Annotated in this window: 15 protein-coding genes and 1 pseudogene; 13 read left to right on the top strand and 3 right to left on the bottom strand. The window is 41.0% G+C overall.

The features are described from left to right. Positions 1-209 precede the first annotated feature (209 nt). Both ACT3RM_RS15345 and ACT3RM_RS15340 read left to right on the top strand, forming a co-directional pair. Positions 210-635 (top strand): hypothetical protein, encoded by a 426-nt coding sequence (locus tag ACT3RM_RS15345; protein ID WP_441834011.1) that lies wholly within the window; start codon positions 210-212, stop codon positions 633-635. A 57-nt stretch (positions 636-692) separates the two neighbouring features. Then, positions 693-791 (top strand): annotated as a pseudogene (locus ACT3RM_RS15340) (RHS domain-containing protein); the annotation flags it as partial. A gap of 17 nt (positions 792-808) precedes the next feature. Here the strand turns inward: ACT3RM_RS15340 and ACT3RM_RS15335 are convergent. The 3 genes from ACT3RM_RS15335 to ACT3RM_RS15325 are packed head-to-tail and all read right to left on the bottom strand — an operon-like array spanning position 809 to position 3,131. Next, positions 809-1,990, bottom strand: coding sequence for a vWA domain-containing protein (locus ACT3RM_RS15335; RefSeq protein WP_441834010.1), 1,182 nt, complete (start codon positions 1,988-1,990; stop codon positions 809-811). Position 1,991: 1 nt separating this feature from the next. Further along, on the bottom strand, positions 1,992-2,840 hold the full coding sequence (locus tag ACT3RM_RS15330) for an AAA family ATPase (protein WP_441834009.1): 849 nt from the start codon (positions 2,838-2,840) through the stop codon (positions 1,992-1,994). Positions 2,841-2,891: 51 nt separating this feature from the next. Next, positions 2,892-3,131, bottom strand: a complete 240-nt coding sequence (locus ACT3RM_RS15325) for a DUF1653 domain-containing protein (RefSeq protein WP_441834008.1) — start codon at positions 3,129-3,131, stop codon at positions 2,892-2,894. Positions 3,132-3,191: 60 nt separating this feature from the next. On the opposite strand from ACT3RM_RS15325, the gene ACT3RM_RS15320 reads away from it, so the two are divergent. The 11 genes from ACT3RM_RS15320 to rpoS all read left to right on the top strand — a co-directional run bounded on the left by ACT3RM_RS15320 (position 3,192) and on the right by rpoS (position 10,846). Continuing rightward, the gene (locus ACT3RM_RS15320; protein WP_441834007.1) at positions 3,192-3,674 is read left to right on the top strand and encodes a DUF2947 domain-containing protein; all 483 of its coding nucleotides are present in this window, start codon (positions 3,192-3,194) and stop codon (positions 3,672-3,674) included. An 81-nt stretch (positions 3,675-3,755) separates the two neighbouring features. Then, on the top strand, positions 3,756-4,385 hold the full coding sequence (locus ACT3RM_RS15315) for a hypothetical protein (protein ID WP_441834006.1): 630 nt from the start codon (positions 3,756-3,758) through the stop codon (positions 4,383-4,385). Between the two features lie 67 nt (positions 4,386-4,452). Next, positions 4,453-4,740 carry a cell division protein FtsB gene (gene ftsB / locus ACT3RM_RS15310; protein WP_441834005.1) on the top strand — a complete coding sequence of 96 codons (288 nt, stop codon included), beginning with the start codon at positions 4,453-4,455 and terminating at the stop codon, positions 4,738-4,740. 9 nt (positions 4,741-4,749) lie between these two features. Next, the gene (gene ispD / locus ACT3RM_RS15305; RefSeq protein WP_441834004.1) at positions 4,750-5,457 is read left to right on the top strand and encodes a 2-C-methyl-D-erythritol 4-phosphate cytidylyltransferase; all 708 of its coding nucleotides are present in this window, start codon (positions 4,750-4,752) and stop codon (positions 5,455-5,457) included. Continuing rightward, positions 5,454-5,942, top strand: a complete 489-nt coding sequence (gene ispF / locus ACT3RM_RS15300) for a 2-C-methyl-D-erythritol 2,4-cyclodiphosphate synthase (RefSeq protein WP_441834003.1) — start codon at positions 5,454-5,456, stop codon at positions 5,940-5,942. Before ispD ends, ispF begins: the two co-directional genes overlap by 4 nt. Continuing rightward, entirely contained in the window at positions 5,939-6,970 is a 1,032-nt protein-coding gene (truD, locus tag ACT3RM_RS15295) for a tRNA pseudouridine(13) synthase TruD (RefSeq protein ID WP_441834002.1), read from the top strand. The genes ispF and truD overlap by 4 nt, the downstream gene beginning before the upstream one ends. Beyond that, positions 6,967-7,731: a 5'/3'-nucleotidase SurE gene (gene surE, locus ACT3RM_RS15290; RefSeq protein WP_441834001.1), complete on the top strand. Its 765-nt coding sequence runs from the start codon at positions 6,967-6,969 to the stop codon at positions 7,729-7,731. The genes truD and surE overlap by 4 nt, the downstream gene beginning before the upstream one ends. Continuing rightward, positions 7,721-8,359 (top strand): protein-L-isoaspartate(D-aspartate) O-methyltransferase, encoded by a 639-nt coding sequence (locus tag ACT3RM_RS15285; protein WP_441834000.1) that lies wholly within the window; start codon positions 7,721-7,723, stop codon positions 8,357-8,359. Before surE ends, ACT3RM_RS15285 begins: the two co-directional genes overlap by 11 nt. Before the next feature lie 9 nt (positions 8,360-8,368). Continuing rightward, complete coding sequence (locus tag ACT3RM_RS15280; RefSeq protein ID WP_441833999.1) at positions 8,369-8,947, top strand: YqaA family protein; 579 nt, start codon at positions 8,369-8,371, stop codon at positions 8,945-8,947. Positions 8,948-8,988: 41 nt separating this feature from the next. Further along, the gene (locus ACT3RM_RS15275) at positions 8,989-9,813 is read left to right on the top strand and encodes a peptidoglycan DD-metalloendopeptidase family protein (protein WP_441833998.1); all 825 of its coding nucleotides are present in this window, start codon (positions 8,989-8,991) and stop codon (positions 9,811-9,813) included. A 58-nt stretch (positions 9,814-9,871) separates the two neighbouring features. Beyond that, positions 9,872-10,846 carry an RNA polymerase sigma factor RpoS gene (gene rpoS / locus ACT3RM_RS15270; protein WP_441833997.1) on the top strand — a complete coding sequence of 325 codons (975 nt, stop codon included), beginning with the start codon at positions 9,872-9,874 and terminating at the stop codon, positions 10,844-10,846. Positions 10,847-10,935 lie beyond the last annotated feature (89 nt).

Below are 10,935 nucleotides of genomic sequence, written 5' to 3'. Positions count from 1 at the left end.
GGTACGGTACAAAGGAAGATAAACGTATTGAAGATTAATACAATGAAAATGGACAATGCTCGACTAATTATGGCGTGCAAGATGGTGATTACAGAAAGATTGAACAAACATTTGGTAACTATGAAGATGATTGGTCTGTAAGTGGTAAATCTTGGCATTGGGCTCCTGCTGTCCCCAATAAAACTTATAAACATTTTCCGAGCAATTAAATGAATAAAATAATTAAACTTTTTGGCGCAATAGATTTGCTGTTTATTTCTTGGTTGGTTATTTCGTCGGTTATAAATGGGAGTATTCCATTCTACACAGGTTTACTCGATGATATTAAATCGTCAGGCGGTTTTGCTATATGGGCTGTCTCTTTTACAATTTTGGCTCATTTAGTTAAAGTGTCAATAATTGCTTCTGGTTATCTTTTAATTAAGGAGAGGAGACTTGGTGCGTACGTAGCTCTAATACAATTCCCATTTAGGTTGCTACTTATTATACCGCCAACATTTTTCTTTTTTAGCGCCTTAAGAAGTGTAGTCCCTTCTTTTGCAATCGTAATTATAACATTGTTAATAGTTTTGGAGGTTGCAAAAGTACTTATACTACTCAAGTGGCTACGAAATAGTAAACGTAGTGAGAATTAATGTTAAATATTATTGCTAATAAAAACGGTGTTTTAATTTGTTGTATTTCATAACTCGCACTTAGGCGCCCGACAAAGGCTTACCGATGAATATAAACAAACGCTCTGGCAAGCCCAGTATAATGCCTTTGGTACAACGCAGGTAATTACTCAATAAGCAGTCATTTATTATAATTAACTCAGCTCTTTTATCGCTCTACTTATGCCATCTAAGCTCAGCGGGTACATTCTGTTATCCATCAGCTGCTTTATAAAATCAATGGATTGATAGTAACGCCAGTGTTCAACCGGTTGTGGGTTGACCCATGCTACTTTATCAAAGTGATTGGTGACCCGGTTTAACCAGGCACTGCCAGGCTCTTCGTTGTAGTGCTCTACCGAGCCGCCGGGGTAGGCTATTTCGTACGGGCCCATGGTCGCGTCACCAACAAAGATGACCTTGTAGTCGCTGGTGAACTTGTTGACCAGCGTCATGGTGTTAATTAGATTACTATGTCGGCGCTCGTTATCTTGCCAAATATGTTCGTATAAACAGTTATGAAAGTAGTAAAACTCTAAGTGTTTAAATTCGCTGTGAGCGGCGCTAAATAATTCTTCGCAGGTATGAATGTAATCATCCATTGAGCCGCCAATATCAAACAGCATGATCACTTTTACGGCGTTGTGGCGCTCGGGGGCCATTTTTACATCAAGCATGCCGCCTTGTTTTGCAGTAGCGCGAATAGTCTCGTTTAAATCAAGGGTATCACTTGCGCCGGTACGGGCAAATTTACGTAGTTTTTTAAGCGCGAGTTTAATTGTACGCGAGCCAATTTCCCTGTCTGAATCTAAATTTTTATATTCACGTTTATCCCACACTTTTACGGCGCGGCGGTTACTGTCTTGACCAATCCGTACGCCTTCTGGGTTATAGCCATACGCTCCAAAAGGCGATGTGCCACCAGTGCCTACCCACTTACTGCCGCCTGCGTGGCGTTTTTGTTGTTCTTCTAGGCGCTCTTTAAGGGTTTTCATTAGCTCGTCGAGCCCACCCATGGCTTTTAGTTGGGCTTTTTCTTCATCGCTTAGGTTTTTTTCAAACTCTTTGCGTAGCCAGTCTTCGGGTAAGTTATGTTGCTGCTTTAGGCTCTCTAATAAGTCAATATCGGCAATGCCGCTAAAGTAATCAGCAAAGGCTTTGTCGAAGCGGTCAAAGTGCGTTTCGTCTTTAACCATAATGGTGCGGGCTAAATAGTAAAAGCCGTCAATGTCGGCAAATACCGCGCCTTTTTTTAGCGCGTTGATCAAATCAAGTAGCTCACGCAAACTCACGGGTAAGCGGTATTCACGTAATTTGAAAAAAAACGCAATTAACATCTTAGCGGCGGCTCATAAAGGCAAGTTTTTCAATTAGGCTGATATCTTGCTCATTCTTTAATAATGCACCAAACATCGGCATTAGGCCGCCTTTTTGGCTTTTATCGTGGAGAGTTTTCGCGTCAATGTCTTCAGCCATTAATAACTTAAGCCAATCAAGTAGCTCACTGGTGGAAGGCTTTTTCTTAATACCGTTTACTTCACGAAGGCCAAAAAACACTTCAAGCGCTTGGCGTACTAAATCTTGTTTTACATCAGGGTGGTGTACATCAACAATTTTCTGCATTTCATTGGTAGATGGAAAATCAATGTAATGGAAAAAGCAGCGGCGTAAAAATGCATCCGGTAATTCTTTTTCGTTATTTGAGGTGATGATCACAATTGGGCGCTGTTTAGCAATAACACGCTCGCCAGTTTCATAAACATGAAACTCCATTTTATCAAGCTCTAATAGCAAATCGTTAGGGAACTCGATGTCGGCTTTGTCTATTTCATCAATCAATAATACGGGGCGTTTATTATTCTCTTCGCCGTAGGTAAAAGCTTGCCAAAGTTTACCTTTGACAATGTAATTGCCAATGTCGTTTACACGTTCATCACCAAGTTGACTGTCACGTAAACGTGATACTGCATCATACTCGTATAAGCCTTGCTGGGCTTTGGTGGTCGATTTGATATGCCATTGAATAAGCGTGGTATCTAAGCTTTTAGCTAGCTCCTCAGCTAGCATGGTTTTACCTGTACCAGGCTCGCCTTTTATTAATAATGGCTTTTCTAGCAAAATTGCCGCATTAACCGCTTGTTTTAACGAGTTACTTGCGATGTAGTTATCTGTAGAATTAAATTGCACGTAAATACCTATCTGGTCTGAGCAGTAAATAATAAGGCTATCATGCCATAGTTACTCGGCCTCTCCAAGGTACGCAAAGCGTGGAATAGTTCGGCCGTCTTTTTCCACTGTTTCTAAAAACATACTCAGTGGCCGTGCCCACATACCATGCTCATCATATAACGCTTGATATATCACGAGTGGTTCTTCGGTTTCGCTGTGGGTGGCAACATAAAACACTTTGTATTTAGGGCCTTTGTAGTGTTGGTATATTCCTGATTTGAGGGAAAGTGGTTTTATTGCTGTAGTCATGTTTTGATCTCTTGTATAATTTGCGCTTGCACTTTTAATGCTAACAAATTTGCCAATATTATGAACTATATACCGTTAGATGATTACAAAAAAGCGTGGGTTTTTCGCCATCAAGACGCGCCCGTTAATGAACAAGACCTTGCTTTAATTAAACCAATGAGCTCAGAACGTGCTGCTGTATTATGGAGCACCATGGTGAGCCGTGAGCATGATCACCCCGACTTTTTTGATAAAACCGATTGGTGCGGCAAGGAAGAAAACTTTACCCAAACATTACACTGGGAAGCTGCATGGGAAGAGGGAGCTGAGCTGCCACCACAAGAAATACTCGATCACCTTGATTGGCAAGCTAATACTACTGTGTACTTTTGCATGTCGCGGGATAATATTATCGAAACGAGCTTTGCGGTGTTTAAACGTAACTGGCAAAATTTTATGTTTTTAGCTGATGGAAGTTTATTACTGGGTAAAAAACGTGACGCGGTTATTCAGTTTTTAGAAAACGGTGATGCTAAACTAGGCACTAAACCCGCGATTATCTAAAGCGACCGACAAGTATTAAAGAGCTTAAAAACTAGCCGACACTATGCTATAAAATATAAACCTAACCGTTTTTGAGTGTTTATGTTGTCAGCCCGCGACCCGCAATCAGAGCAACAAGCTGAAATTTGGCAAAACGATGCCAAACGGGCTGATTATGCCCAGCTATGTAATGCTTTTTATGCACGTGAAATAGCCCGTGTTGCGGCTATTTTAGACGAAGAGAGATTACGCCGCACATTAACCAGTTTGCCGTATTACATAGAGCGAGCATCAACCCGTATTGTTAACGGCGATATACCAATGACTCTTGACTCGCAAAATGGCTGCTGGCTTGATAAACAAAAAATCAGTCCTGCTAAATTAGATACGCAAGCCAACCAGGCTTTTTATAAAAATTATGCAAAAGCAGGCCTAGTTGTGCCGATATTAATAAATTGTCCAGAGCAAACTCGAGTTAGAATAGACAGCGTCGATCAAGTAAGCGACAATAAACTTCATTGTAATGAGCATGGTTGGTTTTCGTTTCAAGGTGAGCCGCTTGAAGGCCAGTTAGGACAGCTTTTAAAACCTAATAAAGCATTGATGAGCAGCGCATGCTGTGGCCATCAATGGCGTTTTAATAAGCGCTTCACGCCGCGCATATTATCGTTAAGGGAAATGTTATTGGCTGCGAATATTAATTGGCACGACTTTAAACAGCCCAAAGTGTAAATAAAGTAACCCCGTTTTTAATAGGCACAATGAGTATTAACGGGTCGAATAAATCATGGAGAGTTAAATGCGACTATTTCAAATCGCCTTGTTGTGTTTGGCGTTGTTTGTACAGTACCGATTGTGGTTTGGTCACAACGGTTTACAAGACTATAGTCGACTTAAAAATGCGGTGGCTTCACATCAGCAAACCAATGAAAAGTTAGTTAAGCGTAACAAGGTGCTTCAGGCCGATATTAAAGACTTAAAAGTAGGCAAAGAAGGTGTTGAAGAGCGCGCCCGTAATGAGCTTGGAATGATAAAACCAGATGAAACTTTTATTCGCGTTTTGCCTGGTAATCCACAATATGAGTAATAACTACCAATGAGTAATAGCTCTCAAGTCACTATTGCTGTTGTAGTGCCCGCGGCCGGAGTCGGTAGTCGTATGAAGTATCATGCGCCAAAGCAGTACATAAGCCTTGCTGGTAAAACTATTTTAGAACACACATTATACAAGCTTAGCCAAGTAAAGGGTGTGCGTAGTATTAAAGTCGCGATTAGTGAAGGTGATGGTTATTATGACGATTTACCCTTTATAGATGAGCGTATAGCGCGGGTTAATGGCGGTAAAGAGCGCAGTGATTCTGTACTAAATGCATTAAAGGCGTTGGCGGGTGATGCACCTGATTGGGTATTAGTCCACGATGCCGCAAGGCCATTAGTAACAATAACTGATATAGAGCATTTAATTACCGAGTGTTTAGCAGCAAATGAAGGTGGCATTTTAGCCACGAAAGTTAAAGACACCATTAAAAGAGGTCGAAGTCATGTTGAACAAACTGTACCTCGTGATGAATTATGGCAAGCACTTACCCCGCAATTTTTTGACTATCAGCAATTAAAATCAGCGCTCACACAGGCGCTTCAACAACAGGTAAGCATCACTGATGAAGCGTCAGCTATTGAATGGGCGAAGCTGCCGGTTAAATTGGTCGCTGGGCGCAGTGATAACATTAAAATTACTACCCCAGAAGATTTAGATTTAGCTAATTATTTACTGCAAAAACAACAAGGTGAGAGCGAAACATGATTCGAATAGGCCACGGCTTCGACGTTCATAAATTTGGTGGCGAAGGCCCTTTAACAATTTGTGGAGAGAAAATAGCTTACCCGCAAGGCTTTTTAGCTCACTCTGATGGCGATGTTGCTATACATGCTTTATGCGATGCTATTTTGGGCGCGCTGGCCATGGGCGATATTGGCAAGCATTTTCCTGATACAGCCAGTGAATATGAGAATATCGATAGTCGTATTTTACTGCGTCATGTAGTTGATTTAGCTAAGCAACAAGGTTATGTGCTCGGTAATGCAGATGTCACTATTGTTGCTCAAGCTCCAAAAATGTTGCCACATATCCAAGCCATGCGAACTAATTTAACCGCCGATTTAAACGCTGATATCAACCAAGTTAATGTCAAAGCCACGACCACTGAAAAACTCGGTTTTGAAGGGCGTAAAGAAGGTATCTCAAGCCATGCTGTGGTTATTATGAGTAAAAATATGAGCAAAGCATGAGTGAATTAAATTACTTATACGGTGCGCCTTTATCAAAAGCTGACTTTAAAACTAACGCAGAAGACTTTATGGTCGATGAAGAGCTCGGTATAGAACTTACCGGCAGCGGTGAGCACGTTTGTTTGCAAGTGGTTAAAAAAGGTGAAAATACTCAGTATGTTGCTAAGTTACTGGCACAAAAGGCGGGTATTTCGCCACGTGATGTAAGTTACGCCGGTATGAAAGATCGCCACGGAGTTTGCTCGCAGTGGTTTAGTGTACCCGTTCCCATTAAAAAGCATATTGATTTTACTGAACTCAATAGCGATTCCATGTTTGTGATTACTCAAAAGCGCCATAATCGTAAGCTGCGCACGGGGTGTCATAAAGGTAATAAATTTACCATTACGCTTCGTAATGTGACTGAGCCTCTTGATATTTTGAGCCGCATAAATGCTGTACGCACGGGGGTGCCTAATTATTTTGGCGAACAACGCTTTGGCCACGGCGGGCATAACCTCGAAATGGCAAAAAAAATGTTTGCAGGTGAGCGCATTCGCGATAAAAAACTACGTGGTTTAGTTATTTCTGCTGCGCGTTCTTATGTATTTAATCAAATAGTTAATTTACGCGTAGCCGAGCATGGACTAGCTAAAACCATGCACCGTGAAGTATTTATGTTTAGCGGGGGGAATGCCTTTTTTGAAGATGCTATTAGTGATGAAAATATAGCAAGGCTAGCCACCGGCGAAATTGTTATGTCGGCGCCAATGGTGGGGAAAAGCGAAGGGGGATTAACAGAACAAGAAAAAGTCTGGCTTGAACCTTATCAATTATGGTGTGACGGATTAGGTGAATTAGGGCTTAAGAATGAGCGCAGGAAGCTGCGTTTAGTGCCGCAGCATTTAGCTGTTGAAACCATCGACGAAGCAACAATAAAACTAAGCTTTGGTTTACCTAAAGGGTGTTTTGCAACTGCTTTATTGCGTGAACTTGTGGATTATACGGATGCCAGCCCGCGAGTAGAAAAACAAAAGGACGCTAAATGAAAATATTATTAAGCAATGATGATGGTGTAAATGCTAAGGGTATTCGTGTTCTTTATCATGCGCTTACACAGATTGCTGAGGTTACCTTAGTTGCCCCTGATAGAAACTGCAGTGGCGCGAGTAATTCGCTTACTTTAATAAACCCATTACGCGCTACCACTTTAGATAATGGCTTTATTTCAGTTAATGGCACACCAACAGATTGTGTGCATTTAGGGGTTAATGAGCTTTCATCAGAAATGCCCGATTTAGTAGTGGCAGGCATCAACCACGGTGCAAATTTAGGTGATGATACTCTTTATTCTGGTACTGTAGCAGCTGCGACAGAGGGGCGTCATTTAGGCTTTCCTGCGATTGCTGTGTCGCTTTGCTCTAAAGAAGGCAATCATTTTGAGACCGCAGCAGCGGTCGCTGTGGGTATTATTAAAGAACTGACTTCTCATCCGTTACCCAAAGATCAAATCATTAATCTTAACGTTCCTGATGTACCATTGTGCGAGCTTAAAGGTGTACACGTTACGCGGTTAGGTTCGCGCCATAAAGCCGAAGCCATGACTAAACAACAAGACCCTTGGGGACGAGACATTTACTGGTATGGTATTTTGGGAGCTGAAAGTGATGCAAGCTCTGATACCGATTTTTATGCAATTAATAATGGTTATGCTTCGGTTACACCGCTAAATGTTGATATGACTGCTAAAGACAGTTTAGGTGCGGTTACCCAATGGCTGAAAACAATGGAGATAAATAGTGCTGGCTAATTATTCTCGCAGTGCTCAGGCATTAGCTGAATTATTACAGCGTGAAGGGGTCGAAGATAAGCACGTTTTAAGTGCTATTGCTAATATTCCTCGTCATGTGTTTATTGATGATGTGCTAAAACACAAAGCGTATCAAAATACCGCGCTGCCGATAGGTAAAGGGCAAACAATATCGCAGCCTTATATTGTTGCGCGGATGACTGAATTACTCCGTTTGGCAGGAGTACGTGAAAAGGTGCTCGAAATTGGTACGGGATCGGGCTATCAAACGGCGATACTGGCTAAAACGTTTACTAAAGTGTGTTCGGTAGAACGTATTAAAGCATTGCAATGGCAAGCTAAAAGGCGTCTGCAGCAGCTTGATTTATACAATGTCAGTATGAAACATGGCGATGGGTGGCAAGGCTGGCATTCACAAGCGCCTTTTCAAGGTATTATTGTTACCGCCGCGGCATCAAAAGTACCGCAAGCGTTACTTGATCAGCTTGCTGATGGTGGGGTGATGATCGCGCCTATAGGCGAGCAAGATCAGAAATTAATTATGGTAGTTCGCGAAGGCGATACGTTTAATCAGCATATTATTGCACCAGTCAGGTTTGTACCTTTAGTGCCTGGTGATATTGAATAGGAAATCATTTTGAAGTTGTTTACTAAGCTATACGACATGGCCCTAGTGTGGGCAAAGCACCGTCATGCAGAACGTTATTTAGCTGGGATGAGTTTTGCTGAATCTGTTTTTTTCCCCGTCCCACCCGATGTGATGCTTGCGCCAATGTCACTTGCACAGCCAAGTAAAGCATGGCGGTTTGCCAGCCTTACTACGATAGCGTCGGTAATAGGTGGTATTGTAGGGTATTTACTTGGGTTTTGGTTGTTTGAACCGGTTGTTGAGCCTTTCATTACACAAATGGGCTGGCAAGATAAGTTTGCGACGGCATTGAGCTGGTTTGAAAACTATGGGGTATGGGTGGTGTTCTTAGCAGGTTTTTCGCCTATTCCTTATAAAGTATTTACTATTGGCGCAGGATTAATGCAAATGGCATTTTTACCGTTTTTATTAGCCTCAACTATTGGCCGTGGTGCACGGTTCTTTTTAGTTTCAGCATTAATGAAATGGGGCGGTGTAAAAATGGAACAAAAATTACGTCAATATGTTGAAGCACTTGGCTGGGGATTAGTACTATTAATTGTCATCGCGTATTTTTTACTACGTTAAGCATTAAAAATTTACTTTTATAAATTAAGGAGCAAATTACGATGAGTAAACGATTAACAGTTTATGTTACTTTGTTTATTAGCATTTTGCTTTTTGGTTGCTCGTCACGAAACACTCCTGCGCCGGTTAGTAGTTTAGATACTAAAGTTGTAGATCATAACCTCGGTGTCATCATAAATGGTAGTAGTTATAAAGTACAAAAAGGCGATACGCTTTACTCTATCGCGTTTAGCGCCCAGCAAGACTTTAAAAAACTCGCTAGAAACAATGCTATCCCGGCTCCTTACGTTATCCGTCCTGGTCAAATTATTAACCTCAGAGGTACGACGAAGAAAAATAAAAAGACGGAAAAGTATACGAATTTGAGTAAAAAGTCTACATATAACAAACAAAAAAATAACAAAAATTTAAAGAAAGAACTTGATCAGCCAAAACAACGAGAGTATGTTCAAAAACAAGCCAATAAAAAAGTTAGTAATACTAATAGCTTGAACACTAAGAAGGTTCTGTGGTCTTGGCCAGCTAAAGGTAAGGTGACCCGGCGTTTTTCGAGTAAGGAAAATGGTTATAAAGGTGTACAAATTGCTAACAAAAAAGGCGTGTCAGTTTTATCCGCTGCACATGGAGTCGTCGTTTATGCCGGTAGTGCATTAAGAGGGTACGGTAATTTAATCATTTTGAAACATAATGATGATTACCTTAGTGCTTATGCACATAACTCTAAATTGTTAGTCAAAGAAAAACAGGAAGTGAAGGCAGGGCAGAAAATAGCAGAGGTTGGTAGTTCTGGTTCATCAGTGACGGCACTTCGTTTTGAAATTCGTTACCGAGGCAAAGCTGTAAACCCTGAAAAATACCTGCCTTAATTCGGGTATTGATAAATAGTGATTTAGTTCAATCACATATTTGCTTGGGAGTACGCTCATGAGTCATATAGAAAAACTTGAGAAAACCAAAGATGATAAGCTCGACAATATAGCGTCTGAAGAATCTAGCACTGGGTTGCTTGAAAAAGTAGACAACGAAGAAGAAATATTTGCCAAAGAGGAAGTGACTAAAAATCTCGATGCAACGCAGCTTTATTTAGGCGAAATTGGCTTTTCGCCTTTATTGAGTGCTAAAGAAGAAGTGTTCTTTGCTCGAAAAGCACTTAAAGGTTGTGAAGCTTCACGTAAACGAATGATCGAAAGTAATTTACGCCTAGTTGTAAAAATTGCCCGCCGTTACAATAATCGTGGTCTTGCATTACTTGATTTAATTGAAGAAGGTAACTTGGGACTTATCCGCGCTGTTGAAAAGTTTGACCCTGAACGAGGCTTTCGTTTTTCAACCTACGCAACGTGGTGGATACGACAAACTATTGAACGTGCCATTATGAATCAAACGCGGACTATCCGTTTACCCATTCATGTGGTTAAAGAGCTTAATGTTTATTTGCGAACAGCTCGTGAGTTAACTCAAAAGCTAGATCATGAACCAACCGCCGAAGAAATTGCACAATGCTTAGATCGACCCGTCGAAGACGTGACAAAAATGCTACGTTTAAACGAAAGAATTACTTCTGTTGATACGCCAATCGGTGGCGATAACGATACGGCACTGCTTGATATTATTGCAGATGATAAAGGTTCAGGTCCTGAAGGTGAAGTGCAAAATAATGATATGGATAAACACATTATTGATTGGTTAGGTGAGCTTAATCCTAAGCAGCGTGAAGTACTGGCGCGCCGTTTTGGTTTGTTAGGTTATGAGCCATCGACCCTTGAAGATGTTGGACGTGAAATTGGTTTAACGCGTGAACGAGTAAGGCAAATTCAAGTGGAAGCACTACGTCGTTTAAAAGATATTTTACAGCTTGAAGGGTTAAGTACAGACAGCTTATTTGAGCAGTTTTCGTAACTTAAACTTTGCTTTTAAAATTGCAATTTAAAAGAATTATTTAATAAAGTAATTTAAAGAAAAGCTGAAGGTGATATGCCTTCAGCTTT

Source organism: Pseudoalteromonas sp. AOP7-A1-14 (genome assembly GCF_052376275.1).
GTDB lineage: Bacteria > Pseudomonadota > Gammaproteobacteria > Enterobacterales > Alteromonadaceae > Pseudoalteromonas.
This window is presented reverse-complemented; position numbering and strand designations above follow the sequence as displayed.

What these genes read in the sequence shown, in the direction of transcription:
- surE (WP_441834001.1), top strand. Translation starts at nt 6,967, where the DNA reads ATGAAAATATTATTAAGCAATGATGATGGTGTAAATGCTAAGGGTATT.
- ACT3RM_RS15325 (WP_441834008.1), bottom strand. Translation starts at nt 3,131, where the DNA reads ATGACTACAGCAATAAAACCACTTTCCCTCAAATCAGGAATATACCAA.
- ACT3RM_RS15315 (WP_441834006.1), top strand. Translation starts at nt 3,756, where the DNA reads ATGTTGTCAGCCCGCGACCCGCAATCAGAGCAACAAGCTGAAATTTGG.
- ACT3RM_RS15320 (WP_441834007.1), top strand. Translation starts at nt 3,192, where the DNA reads ATGAACTATATACCGTTAGATGATTACAAAAAAGCGTGGGTTTTTCGC.
- ispF (WP_441834003.1), top strand. Translation starts at nt 5,454, where the DNA reads ATGATTCGAATAGGCCACGGCTTCGACGTTCATAAATTTGGTGGCGAA.
- ftsB (WP_441834005.1), top strand. Translation starts at nt 4,453, where the DNA reads ATGCGACTATTTCAAATCGCCTTGTTGTGTTTGGCGTTGTTTGTACAG.
- ispD (WP_441834004.1), top strand. Translation starts at nt 4,750, where the DNA reads ATGAGTAATAGCTCTCAAGTCACTATTGCTGTTGTAGTGCCCGCGGCC.
- ACT3RM_RS15335 (WP_441834010.1), bottom strand. Translation starts at nt 1,990, where the DNA reads ATGTTAATTGCGTTTTTTTTCAAATTACGTGAATACCGCTTACCCGTG.
- truD (WP_441834002.1), top strand. Translation starts at nt 5,939, where the DNA reads ATGAGTGAATTAAATTACTTATACGGTGCGCCTTTATCAAAAGCTGAC.
- ACT3RM_RS15275 (WP_441833998.1), top strand. Translation starts at nt 8,989, where the DNA reads ATGAGTAAACGATTAACAGTTTATGTTACTTTGTTTATTAGCATTTTG.
- ACT3RM_RS15345 (WP_441834011.1), top strand. Translation starts at nt 210, where the DNA reads ATGAATAAAATAATTAAACTTTTTGGCGCAATAGATTTGCTGTTTATT.
- rpoS (WP_441833997.1), top strand. Translation starts at nt 9,872, where the DNA reads ATGAGTCATATAGAAAAACTTGAGAAAACCAAAGATGATAAGCTCGAC.